A 24844-nucleotide genomic window follows, 5' to 3' on the forward strand; every position below is an offset into this window, starting at 1 on the left:
GTTTGAATACGGATACAGACCATGACTGAAGCTGCCCTCGCCCCGGAACCCCTGCACGCTCCGTCTGTTATTCGGTTGCTGCTGGGCAAATTGGGCATTGCCTACGAAGAAGTCCTCGATCATCACGGCCTCAACGCCTCGCGCAAAGTGCAGGCGGTTCTGGTGGACGACGCCGTCGGCGCCTTGATGGTGCTGTTCCCGCAAAGCCAGTTGCTTGACCTCAATCGCCTCGCCGAATTGACCGGTCGCCGCCTCACCGCAGTGCCCACCGAACGCTTGGTGAAAATGCTCGGCAAGCACAACCTGAGCCTGCTGCCTGGCCTGCCGGCGCTGACCAGTTCGCCGTGCCTGTACGAAGAAAGCCTGCTGCGCGAACCGAAGTTGCTGATCAACTCGGGCGAGCCGGGCCTGCTGCTGGAAATCACCAGCGAAGATTTCAAAAGCATGCTGACCAAGGCCAGCGCCGCCAACTTCGGCGAGAACCTGACCAGCATCCGCCCCAACCTCGACCGCCCCGACGATGACCGCGAGGAAATCACCCAGGCCGTCCAGGCGTTTACCGCACGACGCATCCAGCAACGCCTGGAAGCCACCATCGAGATTCCGCCGCTGGCCGAGACCGCGCAGAAAATCATCAAGCTGCGTGTCGACCCCAACGCCACCATCGACGACATCACCGGCGTGGTCGAAACCGACCCGGCGCTGGCCGCCCAAGTCGTCAGCTGGGCCGCGTCGCCGTACTACGCCTCGCCGGGCAAAATTCGTTCAGTGGAAGACGCGATCGTGCGCGTGCTGGGTTTCGACCTGGTGATCAACCTGGCGCTGGGCCTGGCCCTGGGCAAAACCCTGAGCCTGCCCAAAGACCACCCGCAACACACCACGCCGTACTGGCAGCAATCGATCTACACCGCCGCCGTCATCGAAGGCCTGACCCGCGCCATGCCCCGCGCCCAGCGCCCGGAAGCCGGCCTGACCTACCTCGCCGGCCTGCTGCACAACTTCGGCTACCTGCTGCTGGCCCACGTGTTCCCGCCGCACTTCTCGCTGATCTGCCGTCACCTGGAAGTCAACCCGCACCTGTGCCACAGCTACGTCGAGCAACACCTGCTCGGCATCAGCCGCGAACAAATTGGTTCGTGGCTGATGCGCTACTGGGACATGCCCGACGAACTCGCCACTGCGTTGCGCTTCCAGCACGACCCAAGCTACGACGGTGCCTACGCTGAATACCCGAACCTCGTCTGCCTGGCCGTACGCCTGCTGCGCAGCCGCGGCATCGGCTCCGGTCCGGACGAAGACATCCCCGACGCATTGCTGGAACGCGTAGGCCTGACTCGCGACAAAGCCAACGACGTCGTCAGCAAAGTCCTCGAAGCCGAAGTCCTGCTGCGCGAACTGGCTTCGCAATTCAGCCAAGCCTAAAAGCATCGCGGGCAAGCCCACTCCCACAGGATTCACGCAATCCCTGTAGGAGCGAGGCTTGCCCGCGAAGAATCCAACTCGGTCTATCTGAGCTTCTCAAACCAAGTAGCGCGCAACAAACCCGCCAAAACGCTTATGCCACGGGGTGGAGTCGCGCCAAAGGTGGCCACACAGTACGATTCGGCCATCCGCCATGATCGCCATGTCCTTTACGGATTCATAAACATACTCAAGGTCGAAAACGACCCAGCCCCGAAGATTAAACGTCGGATCCAGGATGCCGTCAGAGAGATACCGCGCAGTCACCCCTACCAATTGCTCCCCGACAAAGCCATCACCGCGGCTGCCGGCGACTACAATCGCTCCGTTTGCCTGCCAGGAACATCGCTTCCAAGCCAGACCTTCAGGCAGCATGTCCGAATATAACGGCATTCCCCTGTTAAAGACCCGATTGAAAGATCCGCTGGAGTTCAGGACGACGATCATCCCGTATCGCAAACTGCCACGCCGCACATCACCAACCGCAACGATCCCGCCATCACTTTCTCTAACAGAGATTGCATTCATAAAAAACAATCGATAAGCGGGATCAGAAATGGTTACCGGAACACCTTCATTAAAGCTGGCATCCACCTGACCCTCGGCGTCGAACCGCATGACATACCCGCCTCTGGAGTTATCCGAATCATTGGTGTAATAACCAGAGACCAATACTTTTCCATCTACCTGCACGGCAATAGCGTCGACCTGATTCCGATTATGCACCACGCCTGGAAGCTCAACGATTGCAGAGCCAACACCATTAAAAGTTTTATCGGTAGTGCCGTCTGAATTAAGTCTTAGTACAAGCCCTTTCGAAATACCGGGGCCAGGCGAAATGCTAGCAGTAAAGAAGATTTTACCGTTTGACTGTGCAACTGCGGAGTAGCCGGAATTGCCCGCCCGCTCAGGTTCCACTTCGGCCCCCTTCTCGCCATCCCGATGCAAAATATCCGCCTTCACCCTCAACTGCTCGGGATTGCCAATTTCGTTGTAGGGAATGAAACGCCCACCGCGAACACCGAACGACTCTTCCAGAGTGCCATCCTGGCGCTGCCGTACAAACGCCAATCCGTCAGAATTTTTTGAGGTGTATTGGCCGTAAGTCACCCATCCCCCATCAGATAAAGGAATGAGCCCGAATATGGGATACACATAGGTATCCTCGAAGATCACGCGCACCACGCCGTTTTGTTCAACGCCAAATGTAGTGTCAAGCGCTCCATTCTCATTTAGACGCGCTACTGTAAACGAGCGCTCTCCCACGTATGGTTCGACGGCAATAAGCAACTTGCCCTCAGGTAGTGCGAGAATGGCCGACGAAATGGCCCCGGTAGTGCCAATCGGCACAGTTATTGAACCTTGATCACCAAACTCCGGGTCTAGACTCCCCGCGCTTTTCTTTACTTGTCGCTGATTCATGATTTTGCCCTACCAAGATTTGAGTGAAGGTCCTTAATGGACTTCTCACATCAGTAGAGCAGTCAGTGGCACCCTCAAACACCTGTCATAAATAACAGCATTGCTGTCTTTGAGAGACACTCTTATGTCGCACGGAGCCAATGTTTCGCAATTCAGCCAAGCCTAAAAGCACCACGGGCAAGCCCACTCCCACAGGATTCACGCAATCCCTGTAGGAGCGAGGCTTGCCCGCGAAGAATCCAACTCGGTCTATCTGAGTGAATCAAGCCAGATAGCGCAACATCCATCCGCCCTTAAAGCTCGGCAAAGGTTCACCGTCTCCCCACAAGCTTCCGCAAATAACAATGCGTCCATCAGCCATTAATGCCATGTCCAAAGCGTGCTCAAACCCTTTCTCACCGTCAAAAACAGCAAAGCCTTTACCGGCATTGAATGTCATGTCCAATGAGCCGTCAGAAAGATAACGCGCCGTCACCACTGCCATCTCCTCAGAGACGAAGCCTTGCCCGGTGCTTCCGGTGACACTGATTGATCCATTAGCGTGCAACGCACAGCGCGCCCAATCCTGCCCCTGCGGCACCAACTCAGAAAAAAGGGCCCGTCCGTTGTTAAAAGGAAGATTGTAGGACCCACTCTTGTTTAAAACGACGATCACCCCGTTCTGAACGTCCTTCTCTCGCGAATTCCCCACCGCAACAATCCTGCCGTCACTTTCTCTAACCGTGATGGCGCTCAACATCATCCAGCGAGGACTCGGAATGGTCACCGCAAGGCCGCCATTAAACGTGCGGTCTACTTGTCCCTGTGAGTTGAAGCAAGTTACGAAGGCTCCCATGGATTCGTCCTGTTTCACGTACATGCCAGTCACCAATATCTGGCCGTCCGCCTGAACCGCAACACCTTCGGCACCGCTCCATTCATGCTCGACACCTGGGAGTTCGACAATCGCGAAGCCAGTCCCGGCAAACGTCAGATCGGGCGAGCCGTCTGAATTACGCCGCAGCACAATTCCCTTCGGTTTTCCGGAAGTGTTGATAACGGAACTGACCAGCACGATCTTGCCATCCGACTGCTCAACCACAGAGACTCCGCTGTTGCCAGAGACCCGGGAGCGTCCTGCCGACGTCTTTTCGCCATGGCGGCCAGCAACCTCCAGCGTCACCCCACTGTGCTGGGGACTACCCAAATCATCATAAGGAATGAAGAGTTTTCCATCGCCATTCAAGGACGTATCCAGTCGGCCATCCTGAAACTGCCGCACGATGAGCAAACCGCCACCGCTGAACGATATGTATTGGCCAACGATCAGCCACCCACCATTAGCCAGAGGCGTGAGCCCGAATACATAGATGTCACTATCTTCGAAAGGCACTTCAACAAAGCCACGCTGCGCAGTGCCAAATGAGCGATCCAGCGTCCCGTCTTCATTCAGCCGCGCAACTATGACCGGAACGTTGAATGCTGTAGGCCTCATGGCAACAAGCGTTTTGTTGTCATCCAATGGGAGAACCGCATCGGGGAATCCGTACACTTCAGAGAGCGGAAAGTCCAAAACACCAGAACCGTTAAATGTCGGATCGAGGCTTCCTGAGTTGGCTGGTTTCAGCTGGATCATGATCTTGCTCCATCAAGGTGAGTGGAGTCCGCTATGGACCTCCCTCCCCGAGTAGAGCATTCACGGTCACCCTATCGCGCCTGTAAAAACTGACAGTTCTATTGTCCTCTTGAGCCTAAATGATGACAGCGTGAGCCAGCACTGGATTTATCAACGAACAGCAGCAGGCTTCTTCTTCGGCTTCAAATACTTGGTCAACCCCTGAAACCAGATCACCAACGCCGGATTGCCCTTGATCTGAATCGACTTGTCCTGAATCCCCGTCATAAACGCCAACTGCTTGTTCTTCGCCTGCATCGTGGCAAATCCATACGCCGCGTCTTTAAAGGCAATCGCAAACGCCGGCTCGGCATACACGCCCGACTTGCTGGTAATGCGCTGATCCTTCACAAAGAAATGCCGCGCCACCTTCCCGTCCAGGGTCTGTAGCTGGAACACCAATTCCTTGTCACCCAACTGCTGCTGAAACGCAGGATTAGTCCGACTGGCCTTACCCATCAACAAACCCAGCATCCACAGTAGAAAACGAAATTTCATGCGCACAGCCTCAAGAGAAAAGTGAACGGCCGGCGCAGTGTAGCGGCTTCAAGCGAGAACGCCACTGTTGTGCAGCGATAGAAGAAGATGCCGTGGTTTTTGACGCTGATGACTACCAAGTCATTGACGAAACGAGGGTGTTTAAAAGCGTGGAAATTTTGAGCTTTCTACGCTCGACTCCATCGGATTTTTCCTTCAATACGTGGTGCTGTTCGTGAACTAGGCAGCCTTTGGCTTCGCCGATAGTCTTTGTTCGTTACCGCAAAATCGGTGACACGGACGTGCAAGTCCGGTACATATCGCCGCACGGTCGCCAAACCGAACATCAAGCGTCTTTCTGCTCGATGTAAATGCTTCATGGCGGCTGTGCGTGGGAGGTCCCTTTGGGGTCTGCCGGGGTCCGATATGCCCGGTCTTGCACACCTGCGCACGGCTGCCACCCTTATTCGAATGCAAGCGAAGAGGAGACAGCTACATCTAAAACACATATCGGAAATTACTAATGATCAAGCCAACACCCAATCCACCACAAAACGAAGCCACCTCCCCCTACGAATCTCTCGATTCGAAGAAACTCCACGAAGCCGCCGAACGCGCGCTCAACCACCATTTCGCCCCACCACCCGGTGATAAACCCAAGCCTCGCAAAGGCAACCTCTTCACCGTCTCCCCCGACATCGATACCGAAGCTCTCCTGGCCAACGCCTCGGAAGACCTGCTGTCCATCAGCGCCATCGCCGCCAACCTGGCCGACGACGTGGACGGAGCACGTCGCTCCTTAGCTTTAGCGCTTAGCAGATTGGCGGATGGGGTCCGGTTGTTGGTGGAGCGAGCGCTGGATCACATTGATTCGCCGAATCCGGCGGAGCATCGGGCGAAGGTGTAACGGAGCCACGGGATAAAAAAAAGGGGACGTTGAGTCCCCTTTCTTGATGATCTCGACTCACCACTGACAGCCTGCCTCTGGTGACGCCTCCATGCTGATATCTTGATCGAACGAATACTTCTTACCGGATTTGTAATTCGTGTAGTACATCGAGTTTACCCGAGCCCCCTGAGTTGCCCTTTCATACTCCCCCGTCAGCACACCGTCAGAAACCTCCACCCAAGTCGTCGTGAACTGATACGGCCCGTCCTCCGTCATGACTTCTTCCTCAGTGTTCCGATAGACGAGAGGAATGGCCTTCTTCGACTTGCTATACCTAACCCCGGCGCCTCCCCATTTGATGACCGAGTCGTAATAGGTTCTGAATTCGAAATTGATGTTTTTGCCTTCTAGCGAACGAAAACAAGAAACCTCAGTTGTGACTTCGCTGTAAGCCGCCATCGGGCAGAGGAGCAACAACGCAATAAAAAACACAGACAAAGATTTCAAATCGATCATTCCTTTAGCGGTGTTGTCCGTCAGCGTTACGACCGAAAGCCTCTGAACTACCGTGGTCACTGTTGAATACCAATGCGACGACCGGGCTCCCGCTTTTGATCTGCAACAGCCTTTCCATCAAGTGCTGCCAAACGCTTTTTAATACTCGCCGCGTCCTTGTAAGCGCATACCACGTCTACCCCCTTCTCCAGATCTCTACCGTCGCGACAGTTCTGCAATTCAGGATCTGACGGATCACCGCGAAAAAACTTCAAAGACAACTGGTCGCCGTTTTTAATGAGCGGCAGCTCTAATACTGAATAGGAAAAGCCCTCGAAGCTAATGTACGACTCTTTGCTTTTCCCCAGCACAAACATGGATTTCCCCGCCCGCTCCGGGGTCTTTCGCTCGAAGAAAAACACCGACACAACCTGCTCATCTTCCAGCTTCCACACATAGTTCAGCGTTGGCTTCGTTGCGTTTACTGGTGAGTAGAAAATTTCGGCGTCAGGAACATGAACGTGTGTCGCCTGATCTTTCAGATTGTTCTTAAAAAAGTACACCATGATCTTTTGATCGCCCACGGATGCCACTACAGGCGGATGCAGCTCACCAATGGTTTGCGGGTCGCTTGCCGATGCCGGTTGAGTTGGTAAGCCAACCATGAGTCCGAGCACGCAGACATACCTTAAAAGCCTTTCCAATTTCAGCTACCTTCCTTGGTGATACACGAATCGAACAATTAATATCTTTGCTTGTACTTACATGGATTCAGGCGGGCCGCATTTCAGCTCTTTGATTTGCGAGTCCTGAATCGGAATTACACAGGCACGACGCTCCTCACCATTGCCACGAAGTTCCGACAAGCTGAGCGTCACGTGCAACCCGTCCGCATGAAACTCAAGGTTTTCGAACCCGGCATAGGAATAACCATCCCAAAACGATTTGCCGTCAAAGCTGCAGAACCGCGCAGATGACAGTACTCTCCAGCCGCCGTCAGGCGCAAGGATCTGGGCGTTGAGGCAAACGCTGCCGAAGGTAGTCACATAGCGAGCCACAACATCACCGTAGCGTTGTGAGCCCGCCGTAAACACCTTGTTAAGATCGAGCAAGTCGCCCGACCTATCCGTCACGATCCCGTCCAGATAAACGGCACGCTCCAAACTCATTCTGGTAATGCAGTTATTGATCGTCGTGGCATGCGCCGCTGTACCAGGCTCGATATCCATGGCTTCAAGCGGGCAAGTGGTGTCTCGCAACTTGATCCAGGCCCGCTGGGAATCTCTGGCAATAGCCATGAACGCTTTCCCTTGTTCCGTATCACGCTTTTGCTGAGCCTCAAATCGCGCCATCAGTTTTTTGTAGCTGGCATTGAGTTTCGCGTCGGCGTCTTTGCGAGCGGTTTCGGCGCATTGATCGACTTGCGCACTTGAAGAGATCACTCTGCAATTATCGTCAGCGAACGTGAATGAAGCGGACAGAAGTCCCAAGGACAACGCGACAAGCCGGATAAACATGTTCAATTTTTCAGTCCCTGATTTACGGATCACTCGACGACTCGCTGTGGAATTTTTTGTATCTTGCCGGTGGCACTCATCGCTTTTAACAGCGACCGTTAACATGGAACCTTCCAGCACGAGCGTCGCTTCGACGTTTTTGGTTGGGCTGAATGTGGTTACCTCCGCAAATACCGGTGCCATCCAAGTAAAACGCAAGTAAAACGGGACAGATTTATTTATCGAAAACTAAACCTACTTTACAAATAGGTCCGTCCCCTTTCTTTTTTGACGGCACAAAAAGATGACCGTAAAAAAGTGGCAACTTTATTTATCGACCGCTAACCTATTTTAAATAAATTTACCTCATTGTTTTTTAAACAAGCCTATCGAATCTAGGCCTCTAATATTCAACTAGTAGATTGGCATCTGAAATCGCATTCTTGCCAAGCATCTCTCATGGGGCTCTCCATATAATTTTTGGGTCATGGCGCAATTTTTTTCAGCATACTCTTTCCAAGACGCTCCAAAGTCTGCATCTCCGCCCACGAACTCAATAGCCTTAGGATAATTCATCGCGGTAGCTTTCTCATTAACCACTGAGACCGCTTTATAAAAGCCATCTCCAATAACACCAGTGCGGAGATACACGAGTTCACTCAACCGAAAGCTCGTAAACTGTTTTATACAGGAAAGACTGTCTATAGGAGACTCTGCAGCTCCACCCCCCTCATCCTTGCAGTAACCTTCTTTCAACTTAATCCAGCTTTTCTGAGCAGCTAGCAATTCAGGCCTTAACGATGGATCTAGTTCGGATGATAGTGCCTTATACTGCTCATTAAGCACCTTATCAACTTTGGCAAAAGCTGCCTGGGAACAGATAATAATGTCAGGATTCGTTAAATTCGCAGAATTACACTTAGTATCCGCCAACGCAAAACCCATTGAGACGGAGAAAATGGAGACAGCAACAAATGTCTTATTAATTACTTCCAGCAACTGCATTTTAATGCCTCCTCAAAGTAGACCGCTTCTTTTTCACGCCTCGTCGCCACCCCAACTGTTTGAGAATCATTTTCCCAAAGCCTCTTCATACTTCGAAGTCGCGAAGGTATTAACTCAGGATTGTCGCTATCGAAATCTTCTTTTATCTGCTTCATCTCCAGTCGAGCCGCCGCTTTTGCTGGAGTGCTCCCGCTTAACGCGTTACCTCTATTTACGATGAGAGAGAGCAATACCCCCTGACAGTCGGGATGCAAATTTATGGCTTTAGGGTACACATTAACAACCTGTTGAGCATATCTTCTCTTCATGATAACCGCTAACTTCAGCGCATTATCTTTGCTTATCGATATAGAACTTACATTGTGAACAAAGTCTCTTGCATCTTGGCCTTTTTTACCCAATGCACCCTTCAAGCTTTCTATTTCATTTTCTGTGTATAGATCTTTAAGCTCAGCGTCTACCATTGCAGCAGTTTGCTGTCCAAGATCATAGCCATACCCGATAGTCACACCACTATTATTATCGGTCAGAGCGTACGGATGCTCCCTATATGCCTCAGTCGCCAAGAGAAATTCAAATAGCTTCTTGGACACCACATAGGGCCCGACCGTTGTCTCTAATGTGTACACTTCCGACTTACATTTTTCAGGACATCCAGACTGGAAATTCCCTAATAATCCAATTGGGTTAATATGTTGTACGCTCGCGGCACTGGTGATTCCGCTTACTCCTACTAGTTTATCCCACCAACTCAAACGCTCAATCCGCGCCTTTTCCTCAAGCCACCCCTTATGCGGGTCTGATTCGCTGTGCCCCATCAGTTCATCGAGGGCATCCCACTTATCTTTTTTGAACTGCCACTCACTCTCATAACGAGTAACCATCTGAGAGATGGCTTGAGAAAACCAAGGCTTACCTAATGCTTCTTTTATTTCAGAAAGATTAAGTTTTTTATCGCCATTTTTATCGAGTATTTTATACAACCGTTGTTTCGCAGGTCCGTCGTTAGCGGTCCCGACATTCGGTAGGTAAGTCGCGCGCTCTTCTTCACTTAAACTTTCCTGTGCGTGCAGGAATGCAGCCAGATGATCTTCATTACTGACGGTTTCCTCGATAAAACTGAAACCTTCCCACTCAAACGGCGAATGACGTGTCAACGTGATATCCGGCTCCGCAAACCAGCCGTTGATTTCGTTGCCCTCCGCATCTCCGAGTAGTCCATCCAGACGCCACCAAAACGTGTAGGTCGTGGTCCCCCCATAACAATAGGTACTTTGATTTTCTTGTCGGCAGGCAATGCTTCAAGGACTCCGACAGGAACCAAATAGTCAAAACCAACCTTTTTGTGTGCATCGGTCACTTTAGGTGGGTTCGTTGCGCTCATGCCTTGTACGTGAGTAATCAACGGGCTGTCTTTTGGAATCTTAAGCAGTGTCTTTTCCTTTGCCGGCAAGCTAGCAGCCTTGGGCTTGCTCAACTCTGTAAATACCTTGACGTCCTCGCAGCTGAAAACTTCCAGATGCAACAGGTTCTTGGGAGCAGGATCAGAGTGGTTCTGATACTTCCCTACATGACCAATCAGACTCCCAGCTTTTACAGGGAATGGGCGTTCCAGGACATGGACCGCATTTTTTTCTGCTGGCTCACTTTTGGTCTCAAGAAGCCCTTCCCAGATATAACCAAGCACGCCGTTGGCTGCGGTCAACGCAGGACGGGGATTTCCACTGACGATTTCCAATAGCTTCTGATATTTTCCGCTTGTTCCGTCATTGCCGATCTTCACTTGAGTTCCAATCGGCAAAATGGATGTTGTAGCACTCGATTGGTTGGCCGCAGCATGCACGGCGAGGCCTTTTTGAGGCGGCGTCATAGCGTCTTTTGCAGCACTACCGATGACGTAACTATTGGGTGTAGTACCCGCTGTCATTTCTTTTTTGAAGACCCAACCGGTTCCCGGCGGAAGGCTTGCATCAGCGGGTGTGACACTCACCACCTTGAGCCACCCATGATCCTCTTCGCCTGTTTCTACAATAGTGCCTCGGGGCAATACGGCCAATACAGTGCCATAGCCAGGTTTACCCTTCTGCTCCTGACGAACCCTCAGGCCAAGGATTTCGTCTTTCGCAGTTGATTTAACCTGCCATGTACCACCGCTCCAGAAGGCCGGTCGGCCCAAGGCAGGGGTTTCGTTGTATGTCTGCCAATCTAGCAAATGCATATAAAGACTGAAAAAGGTCAGGCTGGGCTGCGGGGCCGCTGCTGCTGGTTGCACGCCAGGAGCAGGTGCTGGCGCAGGAGGAGCAGGAACCTCGAGACGATGCTTAACCAACACAAAGCCAGTTGAAAATACCGAGTGCGACGACCCGAAATCAGATTTCGGATAAGCCTCATCAATCCGATAAGCCACAACCTCACCATCAGCAATGCATCTGACTTCCGTCAGATCCTTCACCAATCCAGTGTCCTCATCAAAGTGAACACCGCCGTGCCAAAGACCGTTAGCACCTAACGGGTAGTAACCATCCTTGGCCTTCGCCAGTGCCTTATAGAACTGCTGCGGGTCCGTCGCTTCTACGGTCCCTACTTTCAGCGGATACGCCCATTTCTCTACTTTGCTTGTTGTTGTCTCAGTCATTACCAATTACCTGAATTCTGATCCCTGGTGGCTTGGATTGCCGTCGGTGTCTATTAGCCGGAAAAATTAAGCATTCGTTTTGGTTTGCGTTTGATCTGTTCCTCAGGCGCATTCCCCAACGCCTGATCCATCAAACTCCCCGCCTTATCCTTATCCGCAGCCCCCGGCAACACCGGCGGTTTAATCCCAATCCCTGTCCCACTCCCCGCCGAACCACCCGCATTAATCTTCACCACCGGCCCAACAACCGTCACCCCGCCGGCATCCAGCTTGATAAAGCTCCCTCCCCCAAAATGGTGAGTTCGCTGCCAGCCTCGATAACAATCTTCGCCCCAGCCTTCAGATGAATCTCTTTCCCGACACTCGTCAGCTGCGCAGTCCCGAGCTTCACGTGCTGGTTCTGCCCAATCGTCAGGTGATCATCCAGCCGCGCTTCAACCTTGCGGTCGGCGATGGTGGTGCGGTGTTCTTCGGCTTTCAGTTCGGTGTAGGTGTTCTTGACCACCGTATCGTGGCGTTCGTTACCGACGCGGATTTTCTGATCATGCTCAATGTTTTCATCCCAATCCCGCTGCGCATGGATGAAGATCTGCTCGGCCCCTTTCTTGTCTTCGATCCGCAACTCGTTGAACCCACCGCCCCCCGGAGAGCTGAGGGTTTTGAAGACGGTGCGGGTTTTATTGGCCGGCAATTCGTAGGGGACCTGATTTTCCTTGTGGTACAGGCAACCGGTCACCAGCGGTTGGTCGGGGTCGCCTTCGAGGAAGGTGACGAGCACTTCCATGCCGATGCGCGGGATCACGATGGCACCGTAGCGATCCCCGGCCCAACTGGAAGACACGCGCATCCAGCAACTGGTTTTGTCGTCGGCCTGGCCTTCGCGGTCCCAGTGGAATTGCACTTTGATGCGGCCGTACTGATCGCAGTGAATTTCTTCGCCTTTGGGCCCTGTGACCATGGCGGTCTGGCTGCCGAGGACGCGGGGTTTCGGGTGTTCCAGCGCGGGGCGGTAGAAGACGTTCCATGGGGTGGCGAGGAAGCGGTTGCGGTAGCCCTGGTGGAAGTCATCTTTGTTGTCGGTGGTGTCGCTGGTCACGGACTCTTCGAGGACTTGCGGTTGTTTGCCTTCGTGGACGATTTCGGTGAGCAACCAGAGGTCGTTCCACTCGGTGCGCGGGTGGTCGGACATTTCCAGGAAGTGGCCGCTGATCAGCCTGGTCTGGTCGCCGTGGCCTTCGGCTTGCTGGTAGTCGGCGCGGTGGCGTTCGAGGGCGCGTTGGCTGAGAAATTTGCCGCGCGCGCGGTCGAGGAAGCGGCCAGGGTAGTCGTAATCTTCCAGATCCGGTTCGGTGCTTTCGCCGTCGGGTTTGTAGGCGGCTTCGAGTTGCAGCCGTGGTTTTTCGAAATCGTAGTCGCGGCGCGTGACGCGGCCGGTGCGGGTTTCGAGGCGCAGTTTGAAGCCTTTGATGACGGGCTCGTCGGCGACCATGCCGCTGCCTTGCACATACGCGGTTGGCTGGCCGAGCTTCGGAAATACGGTCTGGTCGTCGCCGAAGACCAGCAGATGGCCTTTGTCGCTGTGCTGGAAGTGGTAGTGAATACCTTCCTCTTCGCACAGGCGCTGGACGAAGTGCAGGTCGGTTTCGTCGTACTGCACGCAGTAGTCGCGATCCGGGCACGGCTGGCTGAGCTGGAAGCGGTAGGCGTTGCCCTTGATGCCGTGCTCGTCGAGGATCAGCGCGATGATTTTCGGCGCGGACATCTGCTGGTAGATGCGCTGGTTGGTGCGGTGATGCAGGTATTGCAGTTGCGGCACCAGGGAGATTTTGTAGCGGGTCAGGCGCTTGCCGGCATCGCCTTGGGCGACGCGGTAGATCTGGCCATGGATGCCGGAGCCCTGTGGATCGAACGCCAGGAACGCCTGTTTGTGCAGGAGTTTTTCCAGGTCCAGATCGGGGTTTTCGCTGACCAGTTCGAGGTCGAAGCGATACGGCTGGCTGATGCCTTCGGTGCCGGTGAACGACAGCACTTGCAGGTCGCCCACGTAGTCTTCGACGGTCAGGCTGAAGTGGGTTTCGTTAGCGGAGTTGAACATTGCTTGCTCCCTGTTCGGTAGTCATCCGTTACGCCCGCAGTCGCAGGCGTTGCAGCAAAGACGAAGTGGCGCCCAGGGCGTCACGCAGTTGGGCGGCGGTGATGGTGCGCTTGGCCGCATCGAAAGCCAGCGCCGTTCGCAGGGCTGGCCAGCAGTGTTTCGGTAGATTCCGTGGAGCGTGCAGCTCGCGTTCGAGGTGGCCGTCGCGGGCCTCGGTCGACGGCAAGCGGCGGAACGGGTGTTTGCCGCCCGCCAGTTCGTAGAGCACGCAGGCCACGCCGTAAACATCTGCACTGGCCGACAGCGGTTGACCTTCAAGCAGTTCGGGGGCGGCGTAGCCCGGGGTCCAGGCGTTGAAGCGGTCGCGGCTCAGGTGTGGCAAGCCAGGCAGGATGCCCTCTTCAGCCTGGCCGAGGCCGAAGTCGAACAGGCGCACGCCTTCTTCGCTGAGCATCACGTTGCTTGGTTTCATGTCACCGTGCAGCACGCCGCGAGCGTGGGCGTAGGCCAGCGCGTCGAGCAGCGGCAGCGCGATGTCGCGCAGTTCTTTCCACGGCAGGCCCAAGGGGCGCTCGCAGAGCAGTTTGTCCAGGGTCAGCCCACGCATGAGTTCCATGGTGATGAAGGCGCGCTGGCAATCGGTGTCCACTTCAAAGCTGTGCAAGCGCAGCACGTTGTCGTGGCGCAGGCGCCGGATCAGGGCGAACTCGCTGTAGAGCAAGGCGCTGGCGTCCGGCGATTCGGCAAATTCTTCGCTGAGGATTTTCAGCGCGATGTAAGGGTCGGGATCGCCGAACTGTTCGCTCAGCAAGTCCCGTGCGCGGTAAACCGCGCCCATGCCGCCGGCACCGAGCAGACGCTCGATGCGGTAACGGCCTGCGAGCACGTCGGGCATTTCGCCGATGCTGGCCTTGGTTGGCGCCAGCGCGGGCTCAGCTTTATGCGACTTGGCGAACGCGAAGTAAGTCAGGTTATTGGCTTCCTCGTCGGTCACCAGCAGGTCGTCGAGCGGCGGCATGAGTTGGGTCATTGTCGGATCACCACGGCAGTCAGGTTGTCCCGGGCCGAGCCACGCAAGGCGCCGTCGAACAGACGCTCCAGCGCAACGTGCGGCGCGGTCAGGCTCAGGGCGTTGCCCAAGGCATCGCTGCTGAGTCCTTGGTACAAACCGTCGCTGCACAACAGAAACGTATCGCCGGGGTAAACCTCGAGTTCGAGCACGTCCAGCGTCAGCACATCAGCCGCCCCGACCGCACGGGTCAGGGCATGGGCCGATGGATGCGCACGGGCGTCCTCGACGCTCATGTTTTGCTCGTCGATCAGTTGCTGTTGCAGCGAATGGTCCTTGGACAGCTGATACAAACGCTGGCCGCGCCACAGGTAGCAACGGCTGTCGCCGGCCCAGATACAGGCCGCTCGATTGCCTTCCACCAGCAGCGCCACCACGGTGCTGCCCATGATGCTGTCATGGCGCCCGGCGGTGACGGTCAACTCCTGACCCAAGCGGCGATTCAACCAGTGCAGGCACTGGCGAATGCCTTTGAGTCGTTCGTCGAAGTCGTCCTGCACCGGCAATTCCGCCAGGCTGGCGACGATCAACTGGCTGGCGATGTCGCCACCCTGATGACCGCCCATGCCATCCGCGACCACCCACAGCCCCTGCTGTGGACAGTCGAGGAAAGCATCTTCGTTGCGCGCCCGAACCTTGCCCGGATCGGTACGCGCAGCGCTGCGCCAGGGACTGGCAACCAGCATCAGAGCTGCACCGGCATACGGAAGGTGCGCAGCACGCCCATGTCGAACGGGTTCGGCGTGCGCTGGCTGCTGAGCAGGTAATTGGCGCGCAGGCCACCCACGTCAGCTTTCAGGACCATCACGTCGCGACCGTTCAGGTACTCGGTCTGCATCAGGTCGAACAGACGGAACAGCGACCACGGGCCGGTGTTCTTCTCGATGCCGATCGGGCGGCCAGCCATTTTGTCGAGGACCAGGCTGGTGCGACCGTCTTCAGCGTCGGTCGGCCATTTGAAGGACACCGGCACGATCGGGCCGTGACGGTATTCGATGGTCTTGTCGCCAAACTTGAACTCGGAACGGCTGACAGCCGGGTCGAGGGTGTACGGCTCCAGTTTGAACTGCACTTGCGGCTCGGCCGGGTTGACCGAGAAGAAGCTCTGGCGGATCACTTGGGCCGCGGCCATCTGGTCGAGGTAGACCTTGGAGATCGGCATGCTGTGACCGTCGATGGAACGCAGACGGTAATTGCCTGGATCGCCACTGACGAACGGACGCATGTAGGTCTCGAAGAAGCGATCGTTTATGCCCTGCGCCTTGAAGAACTCGCGGAAATCGCTGATCGCGACGTCGCTGGTGCTGTGGGCGCTGAACGGGTAACGCTTGTTGATCGCCTTGCCGTAGAAGCTGTACAGCTCGCTCTGATAACGCTGGTTCAGGTACTGGTAGGAATCGTTCAGCACCAGACGCCAGGTGTCTTCGGCCAGCACGTTGAACCAGACGCTGACCGGACGCGGCAGACGGTTCGAGGCATTGCGCAAGTTGCTCAGCGCATCACGCTGGCCGCTCATGCGAGCCTTGGCCATTTCGAACGCGGCCTGATCCGGGGAACTGGCACGCGCCAGGCTCGCCAGTTGCAGTTGCAGGTCGTTGAGCGCCGTCAGTGCCGGGGTCAAATCAGCGGCCGGGCCGTTGTTGTCATCCAGCAGACGGTGCAACGGTTCGAAGCGGCGTTGCAGGGATTTCTTCGCGGTATCCGGCAGGTTTTTGATCGCCGCCATCTCCGAAGCCTGGTCCGCTGCGGCAGACGCCAGTTTGCCCAGCTTGCCCAATTTGCCTTTCTGATCGGCCAGTGCTCCAGCGGCTTCAGCCGCTTGCTCAGCCGGTTCGGCTTCTGCCGGGAACCGGGTGTTCTCGCGCACTTCCACCAGCAGTTGCAACACCGGGGAATTGGCCGAAGTCAGGCCCGCCAGTTGCTCGGCGCCCTCGCCCGCATCGTTGATCGGTGGCAGGGCAACCTGGCCGACCGCCTCACTCCAGAAGTTGGCGTAGTCGCGGAAGTACAATTGCTCCAATTCGACCATCAGGCGACGCAAGTCCATGCCGCTGATACCCGCGCCTTCGCCCAGTACCCAGTTGTCACGCAGGATATCGGTGACCAGCGCGCTGCCCTGAACCGAGAAATACTGCTGATAACCCTGCTGGGTGTAGAACCCCGGGATCACGTAATCGGTGCCGACAAACAGCGAAGCCTGCGGACCGATGTGTTGGCTCAAACGGTATTCCGGCAGGTTGCGGGCCTGCTCGCGCAGCATCCGGTAAACCACGTTGGCCAGCGACTCGCTGCGCAATACCTGACGCGCTTGGGCCACCAGTTGATCGTTCAGCGGGTAGATAAACGGCTGCTTGAGCAGACGCTCGAAGTGCGTGTTCAAACCGTTCTGCACCGCGGTGTTGCCGGCGTAACGCTGGGACCAGTCAGTGGCGACCCAATCCTTGAGCCATGCCGCATCGCGACGATCCTTCATGTTCAGCATCAGGTACGCGCGCAGGCTGTTGAGCAAGCGTTCGCGGTCCTTCATGTTGGCGCGGATCTGCCCTTCCAGCAGCGTCGCAACCTTCGGCAGCAATTGCGCTTCGAGCTCACGCTCGTAGGCGTCCTTGACCACCGGATTGACCTCTTCACCTTGGTACAGTCCGCCACGTTCGTGGTAGGACACGTCACCTTTTTTCGGGAAGACCTGGGTCGCCGCATAGCTGGTGTCGAGGGTCTTGAGCACGGCCATGGAATCATCACGCGCGGTCAGGGCCGAGCGCTGCTGAGTCCAGTTGGTCGCCAGGTTGCGCAGGTTTTCCAGACGCTCGTAGTTGGCGGAGAAACCGCCGGCCCAAAGCATGCCGAACAGCGCCAGTGCCGCCAGTGCGCCCACGTACAGGGCACGTTGCCCCCAATGGATGCGGCTGCGTTCGCGCTTGTCCAGACCCGCCAGATCGGCCTCGGGGAAAATCACCCGGCTGAGCAAATGGTGAATGAACCGCGAACGGCCACTGCGCAAGGTCGGCAGCATGCCGGCGCTCATGCCCAGACTGGCGCCGATGCCGGCGGTGGTCTGGTCCATCTCTTGGGTCAGGTGCGGTGCGCTGGTCAGGTAGAAACCGCGCAACTGGCTGACACGCTGGTAGCGGTTGCCGGTGAACGCCATGTCGACGAACAGGCAAAGGCGCTCGCCGATCTGCCCCAGTTGATGCGGGAAGTCGAGGATGCGGCCACGGCGCTGGGTGTCGCGCTCCTGGTGCATGCGCATGATCACCTGGCTGTTCAGGCGACGCAGCAGCTCTTCGAACTCGGCGCGCAGGACGGCGACGTCGGTGCCGCTCTGCTCTTTGCGGAAGCTGGTGCCGAGCACCTGATCGCTTTCTTCGCGGGTCAGTTGATCGAAGAACTCGTCGAAACCGAGCAGCTTGTCCGCCTTGCTCAGCACCAGATAAACCGGCACATCGACGTGCAGTTTCTGATGCACGTCTTGCAGACGCGCACGCACCTGGCGAGCCAGGGTGTCGAGGTCCTGTTCGGTGTTGCCCAGCAGCAATTCAACCGGGATGGTCACCAGCACGCCGTTCAACGGACGGTTGCGGCGACGCTTGCGCAGCAGGTCGAGCAAGGTGCTCCAGGCACTGCCATCGACTTCGGCATCCGGCTGGGTCAGGTAACGCCCGGCGGTGTCGATCAGCACACCGTGGTCGGCGAAGTACCAGTCGCAATGACGGGTGCCGAGGGTGTCGCGGGTCAGCTTGCGGTCGATCTTGTTGATCGGAAACTCAAGGCCCGAGAAGTCCAGCAGGCTGGTCTTGCCACTGCCCTGCGGGCCGATCAGCAAGTACCACGGCAAGTCACTGCGCCAGCGTTCGCTGCGACCGCGATACAGGCTCGAGGTCTTCAGGGTTTTCAACGCATCCTTGAAGCGCACGCGAAGTTCTTTCTGCTCTTCGTCGATCAGCTCTTCACGGCGGATACGATCCTGGCCGTCTTCGGTGTCTTCGATAGCCTTTTTGCGTACGCCAGCGCGCCAGCTGACGAAGACCATGGTCAGGCCCCAGATCAGGAACAACACACTGATGGTCAGCAGGCGGGAGGTCGAACCTTCCCAGAACTTGTAGTCATCAACGGCCAGCAGCGGCCCGACAAACCACACCAGCAGCGCGACAAACAGCACCACCAGCAAGGTCCAGACCCAGGTCTTGCGCAAGAATGCGCCGACTTTCTTGAAAAACTTTTTCATCACACGTCCCTGTTTACGGCTGCGACTGCGGCTGGACCGCGGCCGGATCTAGCTGCTGAAAAGGTTGCAGAACGGTTTCGCGTTGCTCGCCCAATACCCAGGCGAAACCCGAATACATCACCACCAGGCAGACCACGGTGAACAGCACCACCATCCACGCCGGCACGATGCGCACCAGGCTGCGGCGCTGATCGTTCAAGCCTTCCCAATGCGGCGACAACTCACGAGGCACGTCGCCGCGCAACTGACGGATCTGGCGATACAAGGCGTCGCGGATGCCTTCGAGCTCGAGCATGCCGCGGGCTTGCACCCGGTATTTGCCTTCGAAACCGAGGGACAGGCACAGGTACATCAGCTCCAGCATCGGCAGGTGCTTGACCGGGTTTTTCGACAGGCGATCGAGCAGCTGGAAGAACTTCTCGCCACCGAAGGTTTCGTTGTGGAAGCTGCTGAGCAGGCTCATCTGCGACCACTCGCTTTCGTTGCCCCACGGCGTGGTCACGACGGCTTCGTCGACCACGGTGCAGAGCACGTAACGCGCGGCCATCACCTGGCTGCTTTCGGCGCCGTTGTGCAGGGCGCGCACTTCAAACAGTTTCAGCCCGGCAGTCAGGCGCTCGTTGAGCGCGTACATGTCTTCGCGGGTATCGCTGTGCTTGAGGCGCACCACTTCCGACAACAGATCGGACGCCGCGGCCACCAGCGAATTGAGGCTGATGTTGAAGGATTCCGCCGGGCGCAGGCGCGCGGCATAAATCATCCGTTCTTCAAGCTGTTCGAAGCGCGGCGGTGCAGCGAAGTCTGTCAGCGGACTCGAAGCAGGGCCGTGGCCCTGGCGGTCGAGCAGGACGGTTTTATCGTCCTGGTTATGTTCCATGTCCTTGATCATGTCGGTCAGTTCCTGATGGCCCAGAATTTCAGTTCAAGCTCGGCAAATTCGCCGGACACGTGGAACGCGAAGCCGCCGGAGCGCTCGAGTTGTGCCAGGTCTTCGGAACTGAGTTCGAGAATGAAATAGGTTTTGTTGGAGTGGAACGCGATCTGCCGTGGTGCAACCGGCAACGGTTTGACCTTGATCCCCGGCAGGTGCAGGTTGACCAGCTGGCGGATGCGCTCCACCGGGCCGACCTTGAGGTGCGCCGGCAAGCGGTGGCGCAATTCTTCGGAGTCGCAGTTGGCACTGGCGGCGAGCACGAACGAGGCCGAGCCCAGCAGTTTATGGTCGTGCAACGGCGAGACGATGATCCCGTACTGACGCGCTTGCAGCACCAGTTCGATGGCGTGCTGTTCGAGCACCATCGACAGCACCTGACGAATCGCTTCCATCAGTTTGCGGAAGCTCGCGCCCTGGTCGCTGTGCTGGTAACGGCTGTCCAGACGCGGGCGTTTACTGTCGCTGGAGAAGGTTGCCAAGTCGCCGAGCATGGTCAGCAGCGTGCGGTACAACTCTTCCGGGTGAACCTGCTCCAGGCCGAGGTAGTGACGCAGCAGCAGTTCGGTGCGGTTGATCAGTTGCAGCATCATGAAGTCGCCGACTTCCGCGCCACCGACCTTGCCGTTGGAACGGATGCGCTCGGCGATGGTGTCGCCACGGTGACCGAGCATGCTGATCACTTCTTTCAGGCACGACAGCAAGTAGCTGGAGGCATGCGCCTGAATGTAGGTCGGCACGAAATCCGGGTCGAGGCTGATCACGCCGTCGGGCGTGGTGTCGAGCACGTCGCAGATTTTCAGCTTCACGTAAGCCTGGTCGCTCTGTTGCTCACCGAGCAAGAGTTTGAAGTCCGGGCGGCCACAGCTGACCTGGCTGGCTGAGTCATCGCCGGCGTTGGAGTCGGCCACTTCCGCTTCATACGCGGTATAGCGCGCCAGCACGTCGGATTGCTCCGGGCGGCGGGACTCGATGTGATTGCCGGTGACCAGTGGCAGTGCCAGGTAGATCGGCGTGTTGCCAGTGTTCGGCGGCACGTCGAGGGCCAACGGCTCGGTGTTGCCGCCGAGTTCGAACAGACTGCCGTCCGGCAGAATCCCCGAGGCCTGGCTGATCACCAGTTTGCCCATGTTGAGGAACTGCAAATCGATTTCCAGATTGAGGAAGCCCCAGGTGTAGCTGCCCAGCAACTGGGTGCGGGTCTTCATCTGGTGCTCGTAATAACGGTCGTTATGCTGGAAGTGCTGCGGACGCAGCAGCATGCCTTCCTGCCAAATGACTTTATGGGAATTCATGTTCAGTCATCCGCCTTGGCGAGCGTTTCGTTGCTGTTGCGAATACCGGCCTGATCGAGGGTCAGGTCTGCGTCGGTGACTTCCACCGGGGTGATTTGCACCGTATAGCGCCATTTGGTTTCTGGCAGGTCGCGGTAGGCGGCGAGGATGCCGACGTAGCGGCTGCCCTCCTCCACGCTGAGCTTGAGTTCGACGGTTTCGCCCGGGCGCAGTTCGAGTTCTTCGCTGGCCACCAGGTCCGGGGCCAGGGATTCCTTGGCGCGCTCGTACAGGCTGAAGAAGTCAGCGTTCTCGAAGGTCACCGGGTGCTTGAGCTCGAACAGGCGCACGACGATCGGCGACGGACGCCCGTTGAGGTCCGGGTTCAGCTGATCGCTGGCGGTGAGCTTCAAGTTGAGCTTGGTGACGTGGGAATACGGCGACAGCGACGAGCAGCCAGCCAGCAGCACCAGGGCCGCGAACGCCGTCAGCGTCTTGAAAAAAGCGGTCGAGCAGCGAGACATGCGCATCATCCTTGGTGGTCGGTGTGAAGGGTGGAAATCAGGCGGATCTGTTCTTCGTAGGCCTGGGCGAAATCGCGAGCCAGCAGGCGCTCGCTCCAGTCATCGTCCTGGCGCAGGGCCTGGTGATAACGACCGTAGGCTCTCCAGCGGCTGCCGGATGTGGCCAGCAACGGCTTGTTGTCGCGCTCGAAACGCAGGGTCAGTTGCTGCGGCGAGAAGTGTTCCAGCGTGCCGCGAACGGCGGCGCGGCTGGCGGTCAGCAATGCCACCTGATGCGCCTGCAAATCACGGAACGCACGGGAGATCGCTTGCTCGGGCGGCATCTGGCCCGGCTTGTTCGGCTGCAACAAAATGCCCAGCGCGGCGCCGGCATCGACGGCGAATTTCAGCGGGTTCTTGTGAGTGCCTTGCACCGTGGTCTGGGCCAGTCGCAGTTCGTTTTTCAGTTCGCTGCGGGTGCGCAGGCTCTGCTGCAACCCGCCGACGCTCTGCTTGAGCAAGCGCGCAGCGTTCAGCGCCAGGGCTTCGCGGGCGTCGTGGTCGAGGCCTTTGAGGTCCACGCCCAGCGCGGCGCCGAAGTGCTCCCAGAAACCTTCGCTCTGACGCTCGACCGCTTTGGGCGGTGGAGCAGGGGCTGGCTCTGCCGGGGCGTTGATCAGCTCCGGGACCATCAGGCTTTCCATGTCGATGCGGGCGTAGTCGGCGCGCTGACGGGTGTCCTCAATGGTCGTGCTCGGGGAGATCAGTTCGTCGATTTCCGAATACACGCGCTCTTGCTGATCGAGAGCGTTCAGCGGGTCGAGGTCGAGGAACGCATCGTCTGGAATGATGCTGCCGGCCGCTTGCGGACGGCCGACTTCGACGTCGAAGGTCGCCGGATCGCGGACCAGTCGCGCACGGATCTCGAAATCACCCAGCACGTACACGCTGCCGTGCTCGATGCGCATCGCTTCGCCCTTGCGCAGGCGCGCGCCGCTCTCGCTGTCCTGGATACCGTTGCTGCTGGTATCGGTCAGGAAAAACGTGCCTTCGCGGTAGCTGATCAACGCGTGGTGGTTGGACAGGTGACGCTTGCGGTCAGGGATGATCCAGTCGCAGTCCTCGCCCCGGCCAATCACGCCACCGGCCTGTTTGAAGGTCTTCTGGCACAAATCCGTGGGCACGAATTGCTTGGTGTTCAGCATTTCGAAAACCAGTTCCATGGTGATACTCCTTGCGGTCACTTGCCGCGATTGACCGCCTGCGGATCACCCAATGGGCGATAGGTGTTGTCGTTGTATTTGTAATTGCCGCTACAGCCGCCGAGGCCGCATAGAACGACGAGGGTCAGCAGGACGGCTTGCCAGTGACGAACAGGCATCAGAGGGTCTCCATGGGTAGACAAAGCACAAAGCGCCGACCCGGTTGGGCGGCGCTATCGAAAGCAAATGAAATGGGTTGTGGGGCTCTAATCCGGTGGTTAGAGCCGATCCCCTGTGGCGAGGGAGCTTGCTCCCGCTCGGCTGCGCAGCAGTCGTAAATCAACGAATGCGGTTTGACTGAGACACCGCGGCGCATGGTTTTGGGGCTGCTGCGCAGCCCAGCGGGAGCACGCTCCCTCGCCACAGGGAATGTGCTGGCCAAAGCAAGCATTCCAGCCAGAGTTATTGGTGGGTAGAAAATGGGGTTAACCATCGAAATCACCCAAATTGATATTCAGGCGCCCAAGGCGATAAAGCAGCGTGCGGCGTGGCAGGCCGAGTTCGCGGGCGGCGAGGGTCTGGTTGCCGTCGTTTTTGCGCAGGCAATCGAGCAACAGGCTGCGTTCGACCTGCTCCAGGCGTTCGCGCAGGTTCAGGCTGTTGTCTTCGGGCATGGCCTCCATGCGCAGGGAGAAATGCTCGGCCAGCAACTCACCGCCCTCGCACAGCAACACCGCGCGTTCGACCAGGCCTTTGAGTTCGCGCACGTTGCCGGGGAACGCATAGCCGGACAGGTGATCCAGCGCCGCATCGGACCAACGCACCGCATCGCGCTGCAAGAACGAGCACGCCTTGTCGGCGAAATGCCGGGCCAGGTCGAGGATGTCGCCTTCGCGCTGGCGCAGGGCCGGGAGCTCGATCGGGAATTGCGCGAGGCGGTAGTACAAGTCCTCGCGGAATTTGCCTTCGCTGACCAGCACCGACAAATCCCGGTGCGTCGCGGCGATGATGCGCACGTCGATCTTATGAGTGTCGTTGGAGCCCAGCGGACGGATCTCGCCTTCCTGCAACACGCGCAACAGCTTGGCTTGCAGGGACAACGGCATGTCGCCGATTTCATCCAGCAACAAGGTGCCGCCGTTGGCCGCATCGAACAGCCCGGCACGGTCGCGGTCGGCACCGGTGAACGCGCCTTTGCGGTAGCCGAACAGTTCGCTTTCCAGCAGGTTCTCGGGGAACGCCGCGCAGTTCTGCACGATGAACGCCTGGGAACGGCGCGGGCCACAGTCGTGGATGGCGCGTGCGACCACTTCCTTGCCGGTACCGGTTTCGCCGCGCAGCAGCACGGTGTACGGGCTGTGCAGGACTTTGCTGATCAGCGAATACGTCTCGCGCATGGCCTTGCTCTTGCCGATCAGGCCATAACCGCTGGCGCTCGGGACGCTGGCCTTCAACGGTCTCGCCTCACCCGCCGGCTGGCGCAAACGCTGTAACAGATGCAGTTGGCCCAGCACGAACGAACCCAGTTGAGCGAGGGAATCGGCAAAGCCTTGCAGGTCGACGTGCCGGCGACTGGCGCACAGCAGCAAGCCTTCGACAGCTTTCTGCTGATTGACCAGCGGCACGCACAACAGCGACTGCCAAGGCGTGGCCTGTGGCGGCAAAAAGCTGGTTTCGTGCAGGCTGCCGCTCAACTCGCTGAGGCTCACTACGCGGTTCTGGCACAGGGCGAATTGCAGCAGTTGTTCACCGTTGTAATCCGCCGGCAGGCTCGCCGCTTCCCGGGGTTGCAGGATGCCGTTGAGGCACTCGGCGTTCATCCCCAGGCACGTGTGAGTCGCGTCCAGCAAGTACAGCTGCGTCAATTCGCAACCACTGAGCTCGGCCAGCCCGCGCACGAAGTCACCCAGCAGCGCAGCACCGTCCGCTGCGCGCGACAGGCTGGCGAATTGCGCCAGCAAGGCTTCGGCATACACCAGCGGTTGCGGCACTTGAGTGAACATCACACCCA

The 24844-nt window shown here is 57.4% G+C and carries 20 protein-coding genes and 1 pseudogene; 2 read left to right on the forward strand and 19 right to left on the reverse strand.

What is annotated here, in order from left to right:
* Positions 1 to 21 precede the first annotated feature (21 nt).
* A complete protein-coding gene (locus HP062_RS20195; protein ID WP_077748573.1) occupies positions 22 to 1422 on the forward strand; it encodes an aminoacyl-tRNA deacylase and HDOD domain-containing protein in 1401 nt (466 codons plus the stop codon).
* Between the two features lie 96 nt (positions 1423 to 1518).
* Here the strand turns inward: HP062_RS20195 and HP062_RS20200 are convergent, their stop codons facing one another.
* The 3 genes from HP062_RS20200 to HP062_RS20210 form a co-directional block, all read right to left on the reverse strand.
* Entirely contained in the window at positions 1519 to 2883 is a 1365-nt protein-coding gene (locus tag HP062_RS20200) for a hypothetical protein (RefSeq protein ID WP_172791933.1), read from the reverse strand.
* Between the two features lie 262 nt (positions 2884 to 3145).
* On the reverse strand, positions 3146 to 4498 hold the full coding sequence (locus tag HP062_RS20205) for a hypothetical protein (protein WP_154502237.1): 1353 nt from the start codon (positions 4496 to 4498) through the stop codon (positions 3146 to 3148).
* Positions 4499 to 4648: 150 nt separating this feature from the next.
* Positions 4649 to 5035, reverse strand: a complete 387-nt coding sequence (locus tag HP062_RS20210) for a helicase (protein WP_083375456.1) — start codon at positions 5033 to 5035, stop codon at positions 4649 to 4651.
* 502 nt (positions 5036 to 5537) lie between these two features.
* On the opposite strand from HP062_RS20210, the gene HP062_RS20215 reads away from it, so the two are divergent.
* Positions 5538 to 5921, forward strand: a complete 384-nt coding sequence (locus HP062_RS20215; RefSeq protein WP_010465247.1) for a DUF6124 family protein — start codon at positions 5538 to 5540, stop codon at positions 5919 to 5921.
* Positions 5922 to 5978: 57 nt separating this feature from the next.
* On the opposite strand, the gene HP062_RS20220 is transcribed toward HP062_RS20215, so the two are convergent.
* The 16 genes and pseudogenes from HP062_RS20220 to HP062_RS20290 all read right to left on the reverse strand — a co-directional run bounded on the left by HP062_RS20220 (position 5979) and on the right by HP062_RS20290 (position 24836).
* The gene (locus tag HP062_RS20220) at positions 5979 to 6479 is read right to left on the reverse strand and encodes a hypothetical protein (protein WP_306163353.1); all 501 of its coding nucleotides are present in this window, start codon (positions 6477 to 6479) and stop codon (positions 5979 to 5981) included.
* Positions 6476 to 7075, reverse strand: coding sequence for a hypothetical protein (locus HP062_RS20225; RefSeq protein WP_256580141.1), 600 nt, complete (start codon positions 7073 to 7075; stop codon positions 6476 to 6478). Before HP062_RS20225 ends, HP062_RS20220 begins: the two co-directional genes overlap by 4 nt.
* 84 nt (positions 7076 to 7159) lie before the next feature.
* On the reverse strand, positions 7160 to 8098 hold the full coding sequence (locus HP062_RS20230; RefSeq protein WP_256665853.1) for a lysozyme inhibitor LprI family protein: 939 nt from the start codon (positions 8096 to 8098) through the stop codon (positions 7160 to 7162).
* 210 nt (positions 8099 to 8308) lie between these two features.
* Positions 8309 to 8899 (reverse strand): lysozyme inhibitor LprI family protein, encoded by a 591-nt coding sequence (locus tag HP062_RS20235; RefSeq protein WP_172791934.1) that lies wholly within the window; start codon positions 8897 to 8899, stop codon positions 8309 to 8311.
* Entirely contained in the window at positions 8881 to 10056 is a 1176-nt protein-coding gene (locus HP062_RS31525) for a pesticin C-terminus-like muramidase (RefSeq protein WP_372242602.1), read from the reverse strand. Before HP062_RS31525 ends, HP062_RS20235 begins: the two co-directional genes overlap by 19 nt.
* Complete coding sequence (locus HP062_RS31530; RefSeq protein ID WP_372242603.1) at positions 10053 to 11534, reverse strand: hypothetical protein; 1482 nt, start codon at positions 11532 to 11534, stop codon at positions 10053 to 10055. The genes HP062_RS31525 and HP062_RS31530 overlap by 4 nt, the downstream gene beginning before the upstream one ends.
* A 53-nt stretch (positions 11535 to 11587) precedes the next feature.
* A pseudogene (locus HP062_RS20245) lies at positions 11588 to 13629 on the reverse strand (type VI secretion system tip protein VgrG).
* 28 nt (positions 13630 to 13657) lie between these two features.
* A complete protein-coding gene (locus HP062_RS20250; protein ID WP_077748566.1) occupies positions 13658 to 14659 on the reverse strand; it encodes a serine/threonine-protein kinase in 1002 nt (333 codons plus the stop codon).
* Positions 14656 to 15384 (reverse strand): PP2C family serine/threonine-protein phosphatase, encoded by a 729-nt coding sequence (locus tag HP062_RS20255; protein WP_010465258.1) that lies wholly within the window; start codon positions 15382 to 15384, stop codon positions 14656 to 14658. The genes HP062_RS20250 and HP062_RS20255 overlap by 4 nt, the downstream gene beginning before the upstream one ends.
* Positions 15384 to 18923 (reverse strand): type VI secretion system membrane subunit TssM, encoded by a 3540-nt coding sequence (gene tssM / locus HP062_RS20260; RefSeq protein ID WP_172791935.1) that lies wholly within the window; start codon positions 18921 to 18923, stop codon positions 15384 to 15386. The genes HP062_RS20255 and tssM overlap by 1 nt, the downstream gene beginning before the upstream one ends.
* A gap of 13 nt (positions 18924 to 18936) precedes the next feature.
* Entirely contained in the window at positions 18937 to 19812 is an 876-nt protein-coding gene (gene icmH, locus HP062_RS20265) for a type IVB secretion system protein IcmH/DotU (protein WP_010465262.1), read from the reverse strand.
* A gap of 5 nt (positions 19813 to 19817) precedes the next feature.
* A complete protein-coding gene (gene tssK, locus HP062_RS20270) occupies positions 19818 to 21149 on the reverse strand; it encodes a type VI secretion system baseplate subunit TssK (RefSeq protein ID WP_077748563.1) in 1332 nt (443 codons plus the stop codon).
* Positions 21150 to 21151: 2 nt separating this feature from the next.
* Positions 21152 to 21652, reverse strand: coding sequence for a type VI secretion system lipoprotein TssJ (gene tssJ / locus HP062_RS20275; protein ID WP_010465266.1), 501 nt, complete (start codon positions 21650 to 21652; stop codon positions 21152 to 21154).
* Between the two features lie 5 nt (positions 21653 to 21657).
* The gene (tagH, locus tag HP062_RS20280; RefSeq protein WP_172791936.1) at positions 21658 to 22854 is read right to left on the reverse strand and encodes a type VI secretion system-associated FHA domain protein TagH; all 1197 of its coding nucleotides are present in this window, start codon (positions 22852 to 22854) and stop codon (positions 21658 to 21660) included.
* A gap of 17 nt (positions 22855 to 22871) precedes the next feature.
* Positions 22872 to 23012 (reverse strand): hypothetical protein, encoded by a 141-nt coding sequence (locus tag HP062_RS20285; RefSeq protein WP_007894589.1) that lies wholly within the window; start codon positions 23010 to 23012, stop codon positions 22872 to 22874.
* Positions 23013 to 23318: 306 nt separating this feature from the next.
* The gene (locus tag HP062_RS20290) at positions 23319 to 24836 is read right to left on the reverse strand and encodes a sigma-54-dependent Fis family transcriptional regulator (RefSeq protein WP_102594558.1); all 1518 of its coding nucleotides are present in this window, start codon (positions 24834 to 24836) and stop codon (positions 23319 to 23321) included.
* Between the last annotated feature and the right edge of the window lie 8 nt (positions 24837 to 24844).

Origin of the sequence: Pseudomonas sp. B14-6, assembly GCF_013260315.1 — a bacterium.
GTDB lineage: Bacteria > Pseudomonadota > Gammaproteobacteria > Pseudomonadales > Pseudomonadaceae > Aquipseudomonas > Aquipseudomonas mandelii.